Origin of the sequence: Iamia sp. (assembly GCF_035575815.1) — a bacterium.
Lineage (GTDB): Bacteria > Actinomycetota > Acidimicrobiia > Acidimicrobiales > Iamiaceae > Iamia.
The window spans coordinates 1-16,668 of record NZ_DATLXO010000082.1 but is presented as its reverse complement, the minus strand read 5'-3'; the positions used below and the strand labels follow the sequence as shown (position 1 = coordinate 16,668).

The window sequence follows — 16,668 nt, the reverse complement described above, 5'->3', positions numbered from 1 at the left end:
CCGTGGGCTGGGTCTGGGTCAACACCCACGGCTCGTTCCCCTTCGCCGTGGTGCTGCTCGCCCTCGTGGCCGTCGGGGCCCGCCTCGACCGGGGGTCGTGGGGTCCCGAGGTCCGCGCCCTGGGCTGGGCGGGCGCCGGGCTGCTGCTGGGCGCCGTCAACCCCCTCGGCCCCCGCCTCTTGATCTTCCCCCTCACCGTGGGCGCCCGCTCGGAGGCCTTCGAGTCGGTCGTCGAGTGGCAGGCACCCAGCTACCGGTCGTGGTCCCAGCTGCTTGTCGCCGGCCTGCTGCTCGTGGCCGTGCTCGGGCTGGTCCGAACGCCCCGCTGGCGCGACGCCCTGCCGCTGGTGGTCTTCGGCGGCCTGGCCCTGACCTCGGCCCGCAACCAGGGCCCGCTGCTGCTGGTGTTGGTCCCCGTGCTCGCCGGCGCCGTGGTGCACCTCGGCCCGGAGGTGGCGGCGGTGCGGCGCACCATCCTGCGTCCGGCGCTGGTGGCCGTCGGCGTGCTGGCCGTCGTGTTCTCGACCGCGGCGCTGAGCCAGTCCCACACCGGGCTCGGCGCCTACCCCGAGGACGAGGTGGCGTGGATGGAGGACGAGGGGCTCTGGGGCGAAGGGTCCCGGGTCGTGGCCCAGGACTTCGTCGGGAACTACCGTGAGGCCCGGCGGGGCACCGAGGCCCGGGTCTTCATCGACGACCGGGTCGACATGTACCCGCTCGAGCTGATCGAGGACTACCGCGAGCTGGTGCGCGCGGGCCCCGAATGGGACCGGGTGCTCGAACGCCACGGGGCCACCGCCGTGCTCTGGGCGGCCGACACCCCGCTGAGCGCAGCCCTCGACCGCTCGGACCGGTGGGAGGTCGTGCGTCAAGGTTCGCGCTGGGTGGTCGCGATACCCGTGGCGTGACGCTGGGTGGGATCCGAGCCATCCGGCCCATGCACGCCGGGCCCGCCCCGCCGATGGAGGGTGGTCGAGTACGCCCTGCTGATCGCCCTCATCGCCCTGGCCTGCGTCGGCGCCATGACGTACCTGGGCACGAGCGCGGGTGGGGACCTGGATCGGTCCGGGAGCTGCATCGCCGCCGCCGCCGACGGCACCCCGCTACCGGCGAACTGTCGGTAGCGGTCCGGTTACTCGGCACGCCTCTCAGCCGAGGCGGACGATGCCCATCCGCACCGCTTGGAGCACGGCCTGGGTGCGGTCGCGGGCGTCGAGCTTCTGGTAGATCGACGCCAGGTGGTTCTTGACCGTCTTCTGGCTGATGCAGAGCTCTCGGTCACCTCACCGGTGCTGCAGCCATCGGCGATGAGCTGGAGGATCTTCTCTTCGCGCTTGGTCACCACCCGGTCGGGCTCGTCGGGCTCGTCGAGGTGACGGACCTCGTGGAGCATCGAGGCGGCCAGGGCGGGGGACAGGGGGCTCTCGTCGTCGGTGGCCGTCCGGATCACCTCCGCGATCTCGTCGATGGAGCAGTCCTTCACGAGGTACCCGGCGGCGCCGGCGTCGATGGCGGCCCGCAGCACCTCGCGGTCCGCGTGCATGGTGAGCATCGAGGGAGCTCGGCAGGCTCTGGGCCACCCGGTGGAGGGCGAAGAGCAGGGCGTTGGCGTCCGAGAGGCGGCCCAGGTGGTCGAGGGCCAGGGAGTGCTGGCGGTCGGCCTCGACGTTGATGTGCCGCGCGCCACGGGGCGGCGCTCCCTGGTCGGGGGACGGGGACGGCCTGGTACGGTCCGCGTCCCATGATCCTCGTCGGCCTCACCGGAGGGATCGGGAGCGGCAAGTCGACGGTCTCGGCCCTGCTGGGCGACCGGGGTGCGGTCGTCATCGACGCCGATGCCATCACCCGAGAGCTCCAGGCCCCCGGCCAACCCGTGCTCGATGCCATCGTGGAGCGCTTCGGGCCCGGCGTGCGGGCCGCCGACGGCACGCTCGACCGCCAGGCCCTGGCCGACGTGGTCTTCTCGAACGGCGAGGCCCTGGCCGCCCTCAACGCCCTGGTCCACCCCGCGGTGGGCGCCGAGATCGCTCGTCGGCTCGAGGCCGAGTCCGGATCTGACCGGGTGGTGGTGCTCGACGTCCCCCTGCTCGTGGAGTCGGGCAGGGCGGACATGTCGGCGCTGGTCGTCGTCGACGTGGATCCCGAGGTGGCGGTGTCGCGCCTCGTCGCTCAGCGTCAGATGCGCGAGGACGACGTCCGGGCCCGCATGGCCCGCCAGGCGTCGCGGGCCGACCGGGTGGCTCGCGCCGATGTGGTGATCGACAACTCCGGGAGCCGCGAGGAGCTTCACCGACAGGTCGAGCAGCTCTGGCCCCGGCTGACCGCCCTCCCCCCGGCGGCGGCTCCGTCACGCAGATGAGCTGGGGCGCTGCCAGGTGATGCCGGGGAAGCGGGAGAAGTCGTTGTCGTACGACACGATCTGGCCCCGGTGCTCGATCGCCAGTGCGGCGAGGTGGGCGTCGTTGACAAGGTTGCCGCCGACGCCGACGGCGCCCAGCAGGTCGCGCACGACGGCGGCGTGGCGCGGCGTCGACTCGACCACGACGGCGGGCGGCGCGGCGAGCCAGGCATCGATGCGATCGAAGGCCTGGTCGGTCGTCAGAGGCCGAGGGAACAGGTCGATCTTGGTCGAGAGGCGGGCGAACGCGAGCAGCGCCAGCCAGGCGAAGCCGACGGTTGCGTCGCCCGACAGGGCTCGGTCAAGCCAGGTCCGGGCCTCGTCGTGGTGGGTGGCGTCGAGGTTGACGGCGTAGAGCAGGACGTTGGCATCGACAACGTTCATGCGTCGACCCTCACGACCCGGCGCGCGCCCTGCGGACCAGGTCGTCGTCCTCGAGCTGGCCGGCGAGCTGGAGGGCCCGGTCGAGGATGACCCGCGACTCGCCCATCGACGCCGTCTCGGTGCGGAACCCGGCGCAGGGGACCGCTCCCTCGCGGATGGCGTCGTTGAGGGCCTGCTTGAACGAGACCCGGCGCTCGCGCATGCGGGTGCGGACCAGCTGCTCGGTGTCGGTGTCGAGGGTCACCGTGGTGCGCACCGTCGCATCATAGCGTCATCGAATCTGATGTCTTGCTGTCAGCCGGGTGAGGGCCTCGTGCCCACGCCTGGGACGCCCGGCCACGATCGCCGACGCCGCCGGCCCGACGCCGCCCGGCCCGACCGGCTCCGGACTGGGTGTCACACCCCCTCGGTAGCCTGGCGGCATGGCCCACGCTCCCGCGACCACCAGCCTTGCCCGACCCTTCGAGGTCGTCTCGGAGTTCTCCCCGGCGGGGCACCAGCCGCAGGCGGTCGAGGGCCTGGCCGAGGGCATCGACGGCGGCGAACGCTTCCAGACGCTGCTCGGCATCACCGGCTCGGGCAAGTCGGCCACCGTGGCCTGGACCATCGAGAAGGTGCAGCGCCCCACCCTCGTGCTGGCGCCCAACAAGTCGCTGGCGGCCCAGCTGGCGAACGAGTTCAAGGAGTTCTTCCCGCACAACGCGGTCGAGTACTTCGTGAGCTACTACGACTACTACCAGCCCGAGGCCTACATGGCCTCCAGCGACACCTACATCGAGAAGGACTCATCGGTCAACGACGAGATCGAGCGGTTGCGGCACTCGACCACCGCCGCGCTGCTCACCCGGCGCGACGTCATCGTGGTGGCGTCGGTGTCGTGCATCTACGGCCTGGGCTCACCGGCTGAGTACAAGGAGTCGATGTTCGTCCTGCGCAAAGGCGAGTCGCTCGACCAGCGGGCCATGCTGCGGCGCTTCGTCGACATGCAGTACGACCGCAACGACATGAACCTCACCCGGGGCACGTTCCGGGTCCGGGGCGACACCATCGAGATCCACCCCGCCTACGACGAGACGGCGCTGCGCATCGAGCTCTTCGGCGACGAGATCGAAAATATGCTCACCATCGACCCCGTCACCGGGGAGAAGGTCCGCACCCACGACGAGTTCGTCCTGCTGCCGGCCACCCACTACGTCGCCGGCGACGAACGGCTGAAGCGGGCCATCGTCCGCATCGAGGCCGAGCTCCAGGAGCGCCTGGCGCTCTTCGAGTCCGAGGGCAAGCTGCTCGAGGCCCAGCGCCTTCGCATGCGCACCCAGTACGACCTCGAGATGATGGCCGAGGTGGGCTTCTGCAACGGCATCGAGAACTACTCGGCGCCGATCGACGGCCGCTCACCGGGCGAGGCTCCGTCCACGCTGCTCGACTACTTCCCCCGTGACTTCCTGATGGTGATCGACGAGAGCCACCAGACCGTCCCCCAGCTCCACGGCCAGTACGAGGGCGACCGCAGCCGCAAGGAGAACCTGATCGAGCACGGGTTCCGACTGCCCTCAGCGGCCGACAACCGGCCTCTGCGCTTCGAGGAGTTCATGGAGCGCATCGGCCAGACCCTCTTCCTGTCGGCCACCCCCGGCCCCTACGAGCTGGAACGCTCCACCAACGTGGTCGAGCAGGTGGTGCGGCCCACCGGGCTCGTCGACCCCGAGGTCGTGGTGAAGCCGACCAAGGGCCAGATCGACGACCTGATGGAGCAGATCAACGGTCGGGTCACCCGCGGTGATCGGGTGCTGGTCACGACCCTCACCAAGAAGATGGCCGAGGACCTCAGCGACTACCTGCTCGAGCTGGGTGTGAAGGTTCGCTACCTCCACAGCGAGGTCGACACGATCCAGCGCATCGAGATCCTCCGCGACCTGCGCCTCGGTGGGTTCGACGTGTTGGTCGGCATCAACCTGCTGCGCGAGGGCCTCGACCTGCCCGAGGTGTCGCTGGTGGCGATCCTCGACGCCGACAAGGAGGGCTTCCTCCGCAGCGAGACGTCGCTGATCCAGACCATCGGCCGCGCCGCCCGCAACGTCGAGGGCCAGGTGATCATGTACGCGGACAAGGTGACGCCCTCGATGCAGCGGGCCATCAGCGAGACCAACCGGCGGCGGGGACTGCAGCAGGCCTACAACATCGAGCACGGCATCGACCCCCAGACCATCCGCAAGGCCGTCACCGACATCCTGGCCCTGATGCGCCCGGCCGAGACCACCCCCGTCCCCGGCGGTGACCGGCGGCGCGACAGCGCGGCGGACAAGGCCCGCCGTGAGGAGCTGGCCAACCTGCCCGGCGAGGAGCTGGCCCGGCTCATCCACACCCTCGAGGAGGAGATGCACGAGGCCAGCTCGGACCTGCGCTTCGAGTACGCGGCGCGCCTCCGGGACGAGATCAAGGACCTCAAGCGCGAGCTCCGCCAGGTCGGCTGAGCCTGGTCTGCGCCGTTGGGTCGACCGGCGCCGGGTCAGATGGTGAGCCAGACGGGCAGTGAGGTCACGAACAGGACCCCGAGCACCTTGGCCAGCTGGGTGCGGAGCCGGGGGCGAGGTCAAGCATCAACACGAACCCGAGCAGGATGATCTCGGTGGGGTAGCGGAAGTCCACCTCGTCGCCCGCGAACCACCAGCTGAGGACGAGGTGCCAACCAACCATCGCCCCGATCGGCACCAGCCCGACGCTGACGGGCGGGACCGGACCTCGACCCCACCACCGTGCATCAGACCGGGAGCCGACCCGCGTCGACAACGCCGCCAGCACGACCGCTCCCGCCATGATGACGGCGGTCTCCCGGGTCATCACCGAAGCCGTGAGGGTGACGGTGGCGAAGGTCCAGCGCGATCGCCGGAGGGCGAGGACGGTGGCGATGAGAAGGGCGGCGGCCATCACCTCGGACAAGTCGTAGGACAGGCCGACCAGGACGCCCGGCCACATGGTCGGGACCAGACCCCACCAGGCGCTGCGACCCCGCCCTCGCGCCAGGGTTGCGGCTCCGGCCGCCAGCGCAGCGGTGGCCACCACGTTGACACCGATGAGGGCCCACGGGACGAGCGCGCGGCGGCCGCCCGAGTGACGCCAACCAGGTGACCCCGGGGTACGCGATGCGACGGGTGCGGAACACCGGCCGGTCGAACCGCACCCCGTCGACCCGCTCGGCCCGACTGCCGGGGGCTCGGGCGAGACGGTGGAAGAACTGCCCGTCGTAACCCGTGTCGTTGCGCACGAACCCGTTCGCCTCAGGTCCGCGCTCGGTCATGTTCTCGCCGAAGCGCGTGAACTGCGAGGGGTCGAGGTCGTGGTTGAGGAGTCGGAGGACGGCGAGGAGCAATGCCGCGACGAGGGCGGTCGCCGCCACGGCTCGGGGTCGCACGGCCACAGAGTCGGCCGGGCCGACCGGCGCAACGTCCACAACGGCGGCCGCCGTGCCCTCCTCGGTCGTGGTCACGGCGACCAATCGGCCGATCCGGCCGGGGTGTGAGCCTCCGTCGTCCATCGGCGCTGGCGGTGACGGGGCGCCCGCCCGCCGGTCGACGCCTCGAGAGCCAGCCCTCGGGCCGGAGCATCAAGTGTTCTGCCGGCTCAGCGATCCTCGGTCTGATCATCTTGCTCGGAGACCGAGCCGGCGCTCCTCCCGACCGGCCCGATGGCTTCGCCGCGCATGTCGTCGCGCGAGGCTCAGAATGACCGTCGTACGCATGTTCGCCGGGTTGGTGGCGCGGGTACAGTGGAGGGCTGTGTCCGATTCTCTCGTCATTCGTGGGGCCCGCGAGCACAACCTCCGGGGCATCGACCTCGACCTGCCCCGCGATCGGCTGATCGTCTTCACCGGGCTGTCGGGCTCGGGCAAGTCGTCCCTGGCGTTCGACACCATCTACGCCGAGGGCCAGCGCCGCTACGTGGAGTCGCTGTCGTCCTACGCCCGGCAGTTCCTGGGCCAGATGGACAAGCCCGACGTCGACTTCATCGAGGGCCTCTCGCCGGCCATCTCGATCGACCAGAAGTCGGGGTCGAAGAACCCCCGCTCCACCGTCGGCACCATCACCGAGATCTACGACTACCTGCGGCTGCTCTTCGCCCGCATCGGGACCCCGCACTGCCCCACCCACGGCGTCGTCATCGCCCGTCAGACCCCTCAGCAGATCGTCGACCGCATCCTCGAGCTGCCCGACGGCACCCGCTTCCAGGTGCTGGCGCCGGTCGTGCGGGGCCGCAAGGGCAACTACGAGACCCTCCTCGCCGACCTCTCCCAGCAGGGCTACTCGCGAGCCCGCATCGACGGCGAGCTCCACGAGCTCACCGAAAAGATCGACCTGGGCCGCTACGAGCAGCACACCATCGAGGTCGTCGTCGACCGCCTGGTGCGTCGTGAGGGCATCGAGAACCGGCTGACCGAGTCGCTGGAGGCCGCCCTGGCCCTCGCCGACGGGGTGGCCGAGGTGCAGCTCGTCCCCCGCGAGGAGCGGGCCGAGGGCGAGGACGAGCCCGAGGTGCTCACCTTCAGCCAGCACCTGGCCTGCCCCGTCGACGGCGAGAGCTTCGACGAGCTGGCCCCCCGCAGCTTCTCGTTCAACTCGCCCTACGGCGCCTGCCCCCGCTGCGACGGCCTGGGCACCCGCTTCGAGGTCGACCCCGAGCTGATCGTGCCCGACCCCGACCTCAGCATCACCGACGGGGCCATCCACCCCTGGGCCAGCGGGCACGCCACCTGGTTCCACCGCATCCTCGAGGCCGTCGGCATCGAGCACGACATCCCCCTCGACGTGCCGTGGCGGTCGCTCAAGGCGGCCCAGCAGAACAAGCTGCTGCACGGCAAGGGCATCGGCCGGGTCGAGGTCCGGTACAAGAACCGCTACGGGCGGGTCCGCACCTACCACGCCGCCTACGAGGGTGTGATCCCGTGGCTCCAGCGGCGCCACTCCGACACCGAGAGCGACTCCCAGCGCGAGCAGTTCGAGGGCTACATGCGCGAGGTGCCCTGCCCCGAGTGCGACGGCACCCGCCTCAAGCCGTTCATCCGGTCGGTCACCATCGACGGCCGGGCGATCTCCGAGCTCTCGGCCATGTCGATCCGCGACGTCGCCGGGGTGCTGGGCGCGGTGGTGCTCTCCGAGCGTGACCGGCTCATCGCCGAGGCGGTGCTCAAGGAGATCAACGCCCGGCTGAGCTTCCTGCTCGACGTCGGGCTCGACTACCTGTCGCTGTCGCGCTCGGCTGCCACCCTGGCCGGGGGTGAGGCCCAGCGGATCCGCCTGGCCAGCCAGATCGGTTCCGGGCTGGTCGGCGTGCTCTACGTGCTCGACGAGCCGTCGATCGGCCTGCACCAGCGCGACAACAAGCGCCTCATCGAGACCCTCATGCGCCTGCGCGACCTGGGCAACACGGTGCTCGTCGTCGAGCACGACGAGGAGACCATCGCGGTGGCCGACCACGTCGTCGACATCGGCCCCGGCGCCGGCGAGCACGGCGGCGAGGTCGTCTACGCCGGCCCCTACGAGGGTCTGCTCACGAGCAAGGCGTCGGTCACCGGCCAGTACCTTTCGGGGAAGCGATCGATCCCGGTGCCCGAGGTGCGGCGCGAGCCGGGCGACGAGTGGCTTTCGATCAAGGGGGCCCGGGAGCACAACCTCACCGGCATCGACGTCGACATCCCCCTCGGGTGCTTCGTGTCGATCACCGGCGTGTCGGGGTCGGGCAAGTCGACGTTGATCAACGACATCCTCCTGCGGTCGCTGATGCAGACGATCTACCGGGCCAAGGTGCCGCCCGGGCGCCACAAGCGCATCGATGGCATCGAGCTGCTCGACAAGGTCATCAACATCGACCAGTCACCGATCGGCCGCACCCCCCGGTCGAACCCCGCCACCTACACGGGGGTCTGGGATCACGTCCGGAAGCTCTTCGCCCAGACCCAGGAGGCCAAGGTCCGCGGCTACCTGCCGGGGCGGTTCTCGTTCAACGTGAAGGGCGGGCGCTGCGAGGCGTGCGCGGGGGACGGCACGATCAAGATCGAGATGCACTTCCTGCCCGACGTCTACGTGCCGTGCGAGGTGTGCAAGGGCGCCCGGTACAACCGTGAGACCCTCGACATCACGTTCAAGGGCAAGACGGTGGCCGAGGTTCTGGCCATGCCGTGTGAGGAGGCGCTGGAGTTCTTCGCCAACCAGCCCCCGATCGCCCGGCACATGCAGACCCTGGTCGACGTGGGCCTGGGCTACATCCGCCTGGGCCAGCCGGCGCCCACCCTCTCGGGGGGTGAGGCTCAGCGCATCAAGCTGGCCTCGGAGCTCTCCAAACGCTCGACGGGGCACACGATCTACCTGCTCGATGAGCCCACCACCGGCCTGCACTTCGAGGACATCCGGCGCTTGCTCACAGTGCTGTCGCGCCTGGTCGACCAGGGCAACACGGTGCTCGTCATCGAGCACAACCTTGATGTGATCAAGACCGCCGACTGGCTGATCGACCTGGGGCCCGAGGGTGGCAGCGGCGGTGGCATGGTCGTGGCCGAGGGCAGCCCCGAGCTGGTGGCCAAGGTGTCCGAGAGCCACACCGGCCGCTTCCTCGGTCCTGTGCTCAGCGGCAGAGGCTGAGGCCGCCGACGTCCTCATGGCCACCGGACCCGACCGCGCCGGCCGTCCTGACCAAACCCCGAGGTGACCACCATGCCCCGATCTCTGCAGGAGATCATCGACCACGCCGAGACCCTGGCCACCCAGGTTGAGGCAGCCGAGCCCGACGGCAACGGCCACCGCGACGACGTCGCGGTCCTGCGGAGCGCAACACTTGCGTCGGCCCACGCTGACCGCGCTCTCGCCGAGACCGTGGCCGCCGCTCGGTCTGACGGGCTCTCGTGGTTGGCCATCGGAGTGGTTCTCGGTGTCTCCGGCGAAGCGGCGCGCAAGCGCTACGGCACGGCGGTCACCAGTCGATAGCGATCGCTGCCCGAGGTCGGGCGGAAGGGGCCCGGTACAACCGTGAGACCCTCGACGTCACGTTCAAGGGCAAGACGGTGGCCGAGGTGCTGGCCATCCGTGTGAGGAGGCGCTGGAGTTCTTCGTCAACCAGCGGCCGATCGCCCAACCACCTGCAGACCTGGTCGACGTGGGCTTGGACTACATCCGCCTCGGGTCAGCTGGCGCCGACGCTCTCGGGTGGTGAGGCCCAGCCATCAAGCTGGCCTCGGAGCTCTCCAAGCCCTCCACCGGGCACACCATCTACCTGCTCGATGAGCCCACGACCGGCCTGCACTTCGCAGGACATCCGGCGCCTGCTCACGGTGCTCTCACGTCTGGTCGATCAAGGGCAACACCGTGCTGGTCACCGAGCACAACCTCGGATGTCGCCAATTGGCTCATCGACCTGGGCCCCGAAGGTGGCAGCGGGGGAGGGATGGTCGTGGCCGAGGGCAGCCCCGAGCTGGGTCTCCAAGGTCCCCCGAGAGCCACACCGGCCGCTTCCTCGGCCCCGGGCCTCGATGGGCGGGGGTAGGCGGGCGCCGGCAACGTCGGCGGTGTTCGGCCGCTCCCGGCTCCCGGTCGCTCATGTCGGTGCGTCTACGCGCACCAGCAGGTGGGCGGTCACGCCCGTGTCTGCGTTCCACGTCCCGGCCAGCCGGTGGGTGGGCTCGCCGGTTGCCGGGTCGGTGAGGAAATCGAGCGCCTGGACCCGCTCCGGAGCCCGTTCCTCGTCGACGAGCCACACGCGCTCGATGTCGCGGGCCTGAATCCAGGATTCCTCGTCGGCGAGCAGCGGCTCGATCCGGAGCACCTCTCCCAGGGGTCTGGGGCTATTGACGAGCGGTAGCGCCGGCGGATCGTCCACCTCGCGCCACGCCGCTTCGAAGGCGGGTCGGACCTCGGACTCGGCCAAAAGGATCCGGTCACCGGGCTCAGCGCGCGCGGCCACCGTGCGGGCCGCCGCCCGCCAGTCATCTCCGGCCGGGCCGTGGATCCCGATTTGGCCGACGAGGAGTACGGCACCCGTGAGCGCGGCGGCCAGGGGCAGCCGTACCCGCCCCCTGGCGTCATCGAGCCGCCGGCATGCCAGGGCCAGTAGCAGGGCCACACCAGGCGTGCTCCCGATGAGGTAGCGCGGGACCAAGGAGGGCCGTACGATCGACAGGCCGAGCAGCAGGACGGGCGGGACAACCGCCCAGGCGACGGGGATCACCAGCTCGGTTCGGACTCGGCCCGGCGTCGCACTGCGCGCCCGACGCAACGCCAGGACCGCTCCGACGCCGATCAGAGCGACCAACACGAGCATCAGCGGAGGCGAGCTCGAGGTGAATGCCGAGGCGTTGTCCCCGATCTGCCCGGCGTTCAGCGGCTGGATCCAGTTGCCGACATCAGAGGCCCCCACGGTGAGGAGACCGGCGGTGACGATGAGGGATCCCGTCACGCCGGGCAGGGCCCCGACCCATGCCCGGCGGTCGGCGCGCCCGGCGAGCAGCGCGGCGGGCTGCGCCAGCACCTGGAGAGCGGCGAGGCCGTGGCCCAGCGGCATGAGCGTGCAGAGCACCGTGTGGAGCCACCACAGGCGCCGGGCACGGGCCGGCTCGGCATCGGTCGCCGCAAGGGCGCGGTGGAGGACGAGCCACGAGGCCGTTGTGAGGAGCAGCACCAGCGCGTAGGAGCGGGCCTCCTGGGCGTAGCGCACGAAGAGCACCGAGAGGCCGAGAAAGAGGCAGGCTCGGCGGGCGGTGGCCGACCCGACCAGGCCCGTTGCCAGGCGTCCGAGCAGGGCGAGGGCCCCGAGGGCGAAAAGCGCCGAGAGCGCCCGCATCCACCAGATCGAGTCCGACACCGTCGCCCACACCGATAGCACGGCGTAGTAGAGGCCCATCGTGGCGCTGGTCTCCCGCAGCGTGGGACCGAGCTGGTGGACGGCACCTAGCGTGTAGGCCTCGTCCCGCCACAGCGACGCTCGGTCGAGGCCGACGAAGACGCAGACCGCCGCCACCAGCAGGCCCGGCCCGGTGACCCGCCACCACAGCTCGGGCGGGCCCGAACCCGAGCCGGAATCAGTCTCGAGGGCCTGGTCGGGCCGCCCTGCGAGGCCACCCGTGGCGGCGCGCTCTCGGGTCAGGGCCGACGTCATGCCCCGCACCTTTCGGCGGCCGCGGGCACGGGTTGAGGCGAAGACGTGGGGTCACTGGCGTGACCTCACGCCTTCGCCTGGATGGCATCTCACCGCGCGACCACGACGACCCGTCACCGGTCGCGCTGTCGCAGGACACGACCGGCGGCCCGTGATCAGGCCGGGACTGCGGCCTCAGTGATGTCGAGCATGCGCTGCAGGGCGACCCTTGCCCACTGCTGGGTGTCGGGGTCGACGGTGATGCGGTTGACGACGTTGCCCTCGACCAGGTTCTCGAGCACCCAGCAGAGGTGCGGGGCGTCGATGCGGAACATGGTCGAGCACGGGCAGATCAGCGGGTCGAGCGACACGACGGTCTTGTCCGGCGTCTCATCCGCGAGGCGCTGCACCAGGTGGATCTCGGTGGCCACGGCGATGGTGCTGCCAGCGGGCGCGGCGCCGACGGCCTTGATGATGTAGTCGGTGGAGCCGACCTGGTCGGCCACCGAGCACAGCTCGTGGGAGCACTCCGGGTGGGCGAGGACGATGCCGTCGGGGTGCTCGGCGCGGAAGGCCTCGACGTGCTCGGGCCGGAACCGCTGGTGCACCGAGCAGTGCCCCTTCCAGAGCAGGAACGTGGCCTCCTTGCAGTCGGTCTCGCTCAGCCCGCCCCGCTCGAGGCGGGGGTTCCAGACCCGCATGTCGTCGTGGTCGTAGCCCATGGCGATGCCGGTGTTGCGCCCCAGGTGCTGATCCGGGAAGAACAGCACCTTGCGCCCCTCGGCGCGGGCGTTCGCCACGATCGCTGCAGGGTCGTCGGCTTCGCCGACACCGCGCTGTGCGTGCTGGGTCGATCGGCTGGCGCCTCCCTCCGTGTCGCCCCCCTCGAACGCCCAATCGAGCACCTGGCGGGCGTTGGTCGAGGTGCACACCGCACCACCGTGCTCGCCCACGAACGCCTTCAGCGACGCCGCGCTGTTCATGTAGGTGATGGGCACGACCCGCTCGATGTCGATGACCTCGGCCAGCGCCTCCCATGCCTCGGTGACCTCGTCGATGTCGGCCATGTCGGCCATCGAGCAGCCGGCGTTCAGGTCCGGGAGGATCACCTGCTGGTGGTCATCGGTCAGCACGTCGGCCGACTCGGCCATGAAGTGCACGCCGCAGAACACGATGTAGTCGGCCTCCGGTCGCTCCTGGGCCAGCACCGAGAGCCGGTACGAGTCACCCCGGGCATCGGCCCAGCGCATCACCTCGTCACGCTGGTAGTGGTGGCCGAGGATGAAGAGGCGTTCGCCGAGGGTCTCCTTGGCCGCGGCAATCCGGGCGGAGAGGTCGCTGTCGGACGCTGCGGTGTACTGCTCGGGTAGCGGGGTCTGGAGCCGGATCATGAGGTGGGACCTCCGAAGAGGGTTCCGATGTTGACCGGTGGGGACAGCCTGGTCGCCTCGCCACGGGGATGTCGGTCTCGGAACCGATATGGAGCCGGGTACCAGGCCGGCCGTGTGGCGACAAGTGTACGCCGCTTGATGACTGGAACCTGTGCCGTGCGACGGTGATTCCCGATCCCTGCCCCGACGACGTCCCGCTCGATGCTCCACCGACCTCACGGACATGGCCGGGCCGCCGACGAGGAGGGGGTGACGTCGGCGACCCGAGCCCGCCCGGTCCCCTCGGGGACCACCGGCGGACCCGGTGCCAGCGCGCCACTCCTACCGGAGGGGATGCTCGACTCCCCGCTGCGGCGGTGGGCCGCCATGGCCGGCACGCTCGCCGTGTCGGCGGCGCTCTACGGCTTCGCCACGGCCTCCACCGTCCCCTCCAGCGCCCTGGCGCTGTGGCTGGTCTCGGGCCTGGCGGTGCCCCTGTGGCTCGTCGCCCTGCGGCCTCGGGGCGCGCTGGCCGCGGGACTCGCCATCGCCGCCCTCATGGTGCCCCTCGCCCTCCGCACCGCCGAGCTGGTCGAGCGGCCCGGACCACCGCAGGAGGCAGCCCACGACGGCGGCGTGCACGTGACGCGGGCCGCGGCCGACGACCTGCTCTCGGGCCGCAACCCTACGCCGAGTCCTTCGGCGACGACCTCCCCTCGTCGTGGCTGGTGCTCCGGGTGGTGCCCGAGACCGCGACCCCCAACCCCGTCGTCGACCACATGCCGTACCTACCCGCCGCGTTCCTCGTCGCCGTGCCCGGCGTCGTGCTCGAACGGGCGACCGGGTTCGGGGCCGACCCCCGGTGGGTCATGGGCCTGGTCGTCGTCGCCGCCCTCGTGGCGCTGGCCCGGCGACCCGAGCCGGGCTGGGCCCGAGGCGCGGCGATCATGGCCTTCGTGGTGGCCTTCCTGGCCGGAGGGCTGGCCGCCGCGGTGGCCCTGGCCCGCCGGGTCGACCACGTCGGCATCTTGCCGGTCAGCTCCGTTCTGGTACTCCTCGGCCTTCTCATCCCGGCCCGCACCTTCCAGCCGAACTACCTGGCCCTCGTGGCCGGCCTGCTTGGCACGGGGTGGCTGGTGGTCGGCGCCCACCTCGGCGTCGATGGTGATGACGAGCTGACCTTGGCATCCGAACCCGAGACCACGCGCGTGGGGCCTGATCGGGCACCCTAGGAGGGTGGTCCAACGCCCTCCCGCCGGCTCGATCCCCGACGCGCCCGGCAGCTACCAGTTCAAGGACGCCCACGGCCGCGTGATCTACGTGGGCAAGGCAAAGTCGCTGCGCTCCCGGCTGTCGAACTACTTCCAGAACCCGCGGAACATGCCGCCCCGCACGGCCCAGATGGTGGCCACGGCCGAGAGCGTCGAGTGGATCCAGGTCCGCAACGACGTCGAGGCCTTCATGCTCGAGTACTCGCTGATCAAGCAGCACCGGCCCCGCTTCAACATCCGCCTGGTCGACGACAAGAGCTACCCGTTCCTGGCCGTGACCGTCAGCGACGAGTGGGCCCGGCCGATGGTCATGCGGGGCAAGCGGCGCAAGGGCATCCGCTACTTCGGGCCCTACGCCCACGCCTATGCGATCCGCGACACCCTCGACCTGCTCCTGCGCACCTTCCCGCTGCGCACCTGCTCGGACACCAAGCTCGAGCGCCACCGGAAGCTGGGCAAGCCCTGCCTGCTGTTCCACATCGAGAAGTGCTCGGGGCCGTGTGTGGGCGAGGTCGAGCGGGCCGACTACGACAAGCTCGTCGCCGACCTGCTGAAGTTCCTCGAGGGCGACACCGACGAGGTCGTGCGCCGGCTGGAGAAGGAGATGGGGGTCGCGGCGGCCGAGCTCGAGTTCGAGCGCGCCGCGCGCCTGCGCGACCGCCTGGCCACGGTGCGCAAGGCGATCGAGCGTCAGCAGATGGTGGTGGAGGAAGGCGGCGACCTCGATGTGATCGGCATCGCCGAGGACGAGCTCGAAGCCGCGGTGCAGGTGTTCTTCGTCCGCAAGGGGCGGGTGCTGGGCCGCAAGGGCTTCGTCGTCGACAAGGTCGAGGACCTCGCCGAGGGGGAGCTCATCGGCCGCATCCTCGGCGAGCTCTACCAGGAGGCGCCGCCGCTCGGCTTCCCCCGCACCGTGATCGTGCCCGACGACCCCGACGACCTGGCGCTCTACGAGGACTTCCTCCGCGAGCAGCGGGGCACCAGGGTCGAGATCCGGGTGGCCCAGCGGGGCGACAAGCGGAAGCTGGCCGAGACCGTCACCCGCAACGCCACCGAGGAGCTGGTGCGCCACCGACTGAAGCGGGCGAGTGACCACAACAGCCGGGCCCGAGCCCTCAACGAGCTGCAGGAGGCCCTCGACCTGCCCCTCTCGCCGCTGCGCATCGAGTGCTACGACATGAGCCACCTCCAGGGCACCGACTACGTCGGGTCGATGGTGGTGCTCGAGGACGGGCTGCCCAAGAAGTCCGAGTACCGCCGGTTCAAGATCAAGACCGTCGCCGGCAACGACGACTTCGCAGCCATGGAGGAGGTGCTCACCCGGCGCCTCACCGCCTACCAGATCGAGCGGGAGAGGCCGGTGAGCGAGCGCGAGGGCCGGTTCTCCTACCCGCCCCAGCTGCTGCTCGTCGATGGCGGCAAGGGCCAGCTCAGCGTGGCGGTCCGCGTGCTACAGGAGCTCAGCCTCGACGAGGAGATCCCGGTGGCCTCGCTGGCCAAGCGCTTCGAGGAGGTCTTCGTTCCCGGCCAGGCCGACTCGATCCGCCTGCCCCGCCAGTCCGAGGCGCTCTACCTGCTGCAGCGGATCCGTGACGAGTCGCACCGCTTCGCCATCAGCTACCACCGCCAGCTGCGCGACAAGCGGATGACCACGTCGGTCCTCGACGGCATCGCCGGCCTGGGCGAGACCCGCCGCAAGCGCCTGCTCAAGGAGCTGGGCGGCGTGCGCGCCGTGCAGGCGGCGTCGCTCGATGACCTCAAGGCGCTGTCGTGGTTGCCCGACACGGTCGCCGAAGCGGTCCACGCCACCGCCCACAAGCCCTGAGCGGCATCGGCGGTCGGGGTCTGCCTTGTCGGTGGCGCCGTCGACATCGTCGGGTGCGTCATGGGCGGTGGCGCTGGTCCCTGATCAGCCGCAAGGGGCGGCGAGCCGATCGTAGATTTCTTTCGGTTGCGGGTTGACGTCGCGAACAGGTGTTCGATAGAGTGCGGTTCTCCCTTCGAGGACCAGGGTTGCGGTCCTCTCCCCGTTCCTGCTCGACGCCCACCGGTGGTGGTCGTCGCTTCTGCCTCGGAGGTGAGCCGTGTCCGACCTGTCAACGTCCCCGCCCGACGCGTCGCCGCGCTC

General features: G+C 70.7%; 16 protein-coding genes and 1 pseudogene. 10 read left to right on the top strand and 7 right to left on the bottom strand.

All coding sequences use genetic code 11. The features are described from left to right. The coding region (locus tag VNL12_RS08735; protein WP_325593610.1) for a hypothetical protein at nt 1–908 on the top strand (908 nt) is incomplete at its 5' end. Nucleotides 909–968: 60 nt separating this feature from the next. Next, entirely contained in the window at nt 969–1,124 is a 156-nt protein-coding gene (locus VNL12_RS08730; protein WP_325593608.1) for a hypothetical protein, read from the top strand. 8 nt (nt 1,125–1,132) lie between these two features. On the opposite strand, the gene VNL12_RS21350 is transcribed toward VNL12_RS08730, so the two are convergent. Further along, nucleotides 1,133–1,543: a hypothetical protein gene (locus VNL12_RS21350; RefSeq protein ID WP_325593606.1), complete on the bottom strand. Its 411-nt coding sequence runs from the start codon at nt 1,541–1,543 to the stop codon at nt 1,133–1,135. Nucleotides 1,544–1,741: 198 nt separating this feature from the next. Between VNL12_RS21350 and coaE the strand changes: the two genes are divergently transcribed. Beyond that, on the top strand, nt 1,742–2,359 hold the full coding sequence (gene coaE, locus VNL12_RS08720; protein WP_325593604.1) for a dephospho-CoA kinase: 618 nt from the start codon (nt 1,742–1,744) through the stop codon (nt 2,357–2,359). On the opposite strand, the gene VNL12_RS08715 is transcribed toward coaE, so the two are convergent. Both VNL12_RS08715 and VNL12_RS08710 read right to left on the bottom strand, forming a co-directional pair. Further along, nucleotides 2,348–2,782 carry a type II toxin-antitoxin system VapC family toxin gene (locus tag VNL12_RS08715; protein WP_325593602.1) on the bottom strand — a complete coding sequence of 145 codons (435 nt, stop codon included), beginning with the start codon at nt 2,780–2,782 and terminating at the stop codon, nt 2,348–2,350. The two genes, coaE and VNL12_RS08715, sit on opposite strands and share 12 nt — an antisense overlap. A gap of 10 nt (nt 2,783–2,792) precedes the next feature. Continuing rightward, nucleotides 2,793–3,038 carry a hypothetical protein gene (locus VNL12_RS08710; protein ID WP_325593600.1) on the bottom strand — a complete coding sequence of 82 codons (246 nt, stop codon included), beginning with the start codon at nt 3,036–3,038 and terminating at the stop codon, nt 2,793–2,795. A gap of 166 nt (nt 3,039–3,204) precedes the next feature. Here VNL12_RS08710 and uvrB point away from each other — a divergent pair, with 166 nt between their 5' ends. Then, nucleotides 3,205–5,256, top strand: coding sequence for an excinuclease ABC subunit UvrB (gene uvrB / locus VNL12_RS08705; protein WP_325593598.1), 2,052 nt, complete (start codon nt 3,205–3,207; stop codon nt 5,254–5,256). A gap of 64 nt (nt 5,257–5,320) precedes the next feature. On the opposite strand, the gene VNL12_RS08700 is transcribed toward uvrB, so the two are convergent. Next, nucleotides 5,321–5,758 carry a hypothetical protein gene (locus tag VNL12_RS08700; RefSeq protein WP_325593596.1) on the bottom strand — a complete coding sequence of 146 codons (438 nt, stop codon included), beginning with the start codon at nt 5,756–5,758 and terminating at the stop codon, nt 5,321–5,323. Between the two features lie 361 nt (nt 5,759–6,119). Here VNL12_RS08700 and VNL12_RS08695 point away from each other — a divergent pair, with 361 nt between their 5' ends. The 4 genes and pseudogenes from VNL12_RS08695 to VNL12_RS20890 all read left to right on the top strand — a co-directional run. Then, the gene (locus VNL12_RS08695; RefSeq protein ID WP_325593594.1) at nt 6,120–6,302 is read left to right on the top strand and encodes a hypothetical protein; all 183 of its coding nucleotides are present in this window, start codon (nt 6,120–6,122) and stop codon (nt 6,300–6,302) included. Between the two features lie 256 nt (nt 6,303–6,558). Continuing rightward, the gene (gene uvrA, locus VNL12_RS08690; protein ID WP_325593592.1) at nt 6,559–9,414 is read left to right on the top strand and encodes an excinuclease ABC subunit UvrA; all 2,856 of its coding nucleotides are present in this window, start codon (nt 6,559–6,561) and stop codon (nt 9,412–9,414) included. A 72-nt stretch (nt 9,415–9,486) separates the two neighbouring features. Continuing rightward, the gene (locus VNL12_RS08685) at nt 9,487–9,756 is read left to right on the top strand and encodes a hypothetical protein (RefSeq protein WP_325593590.1); all 270 of its coding nucleotides are present in this window, start codon (nt 9,487–9,489) and stop codon (nt 9,754–9,756) included. A 26-nt stretch (nt 9,757–9,782) separates the two neighbouring features. Continuing rightward, a pseudogene (locus tag VNL12_RS20890) lies at nt 9,783–10,470 on the top strand (excinuclease ABC subunit A); the annotation flags it as partial. Here the strand turns inward: VNL12_RS20890 and VNL12_RS08680 are convergent. Continuing rightward, nucleotides 10,364–11,920, bottom strand: a complete 1,557-nt coding sequence (locus tag VNL12_RS08680) for a hypothetical protein (RefSeq protein ID WP_325593588.1) — start codon at nt 11,918–11,920, stop codon at nt 10,364–10,366. The pseudogene VNL12_RS20890 and the gene VNL12_RS08680 overlap by 107 nt on opposite strands. Nucleotides 11,921–12,075: 155 nt before the next feature. After that, nucleotides 12,076–13,290 carry a quinolinate synthase gene (locus VNL12_RS08675; RefSeq protein ID WP_325593586.1) on the bottom strand — a complete coding sequence of 405 codons (1,215 nt, stop codon included), beginning with the start codon at nt 13,288–13,290 and terminating at the stop codon, nt 12,076–12,078. 719 nt (nt 13,291–14,009) lie between these two features. Between VNL12_RS08675 and VNL12_RS08670 the strand changes: the two genes are divergently transcribed. Beyond that, nucleotides 14,010–14,501 carry a hypothetical protein gene (locus VNL12_RS08670; RefSeq protein ID WP_325593584.1) on the top strand — a complete coding sequence of 164 codons (492 nt, stop codon included), beginning with the start codon at nt 14,010–14,012 and terminating at the stop codon, nt 14,499–14,501. Nucleotides 14,502–14,505: 4 nt separating this feature from the next. Next, nucleotides 14,506–16,365 (top strand): excinuclease ABC subunit UvrC, encoded by a 1,860-nt coding sequence (gene uvrC / locus VNL12_RS08665; protein WP_325593583.1) that lies wholly within the window; start codon nt 14,506–14,508, stop codon nt 16,363–16,365. An 84-nt stretch (nt 16,366–16,449) separates the two neighbouring features. Here the strand turns inward: uvrC and VNL12_RS08660 are convergent. Then, nucleotides 16,450–16,668 (bottom strand): hypothetical protein (locus tag VNL12_RS08660; RefSeq protein ID WP_325593581.1); only part of this gene is annotated, 219 nt, incomplete at its 5' end.

Excerpts from the sequence above, each read along its gene's own strand:
- VNL12_RS21350 (WP_325593606.1), bottom strand. The coding sequence starts at position 1,543 with ATGCACGCGGACCGCGAGGTGCTGCGGGCCGCCATCGACGCCGGCGCC.
- coaE (WP_325593604.1), top strand. The coding sequence starts at position 1,742 with ATGATCCTCGTCGGCCTCACCGGAGGGATCGGGAGCGGCAAGTCGACG.
- VNL12_RS08715 (WP_325593602.1), bottom strand. The coding sequence starts at position 2,782 with ATGAACGTTGTCGATGCCAACGTCCTGCTCTACGCCGTCAACCTCGAC.
- uvrB (WP_325593598.1), top strand. The coding sequence starts at position 3,205 with ATGGCCCACGCTCCCGCGACCACCAGCCTTGCCCGACCCTTCGAGGTC.
- VNL12_RS08700 (WP_325593596.1), bottom strand. The coding sequence starts at position 5,758 with ATGTGGCCGGGCGTCCTGGTCGGCCTGTCCTACGACTTGTCCGAGGTG.
- VNL12_RS08685 (WP_325593590.1), top strand. The coding sequence starts at position 9,487 with ATGCCCCGATCTCTGCAGGAGATCATCGACCACGCCGAGACCCTGGCC.
- VNL12_RS08680 (WP_325593588.1), bottom strand. The coding sequence starts at position 11,920 with ATGACGTCGGCCCTGACCCGAGAGCGCGCCGCCACGGGTGGCCTCGCA.
- VNL12_RS08675 (WP_325593586.1), bottom strand. The coding sequence starts at position 13,290 with ATGATCCGGCTCCAGACCCCGCTACCCGAGCAGTACACCGCAGCGTCC.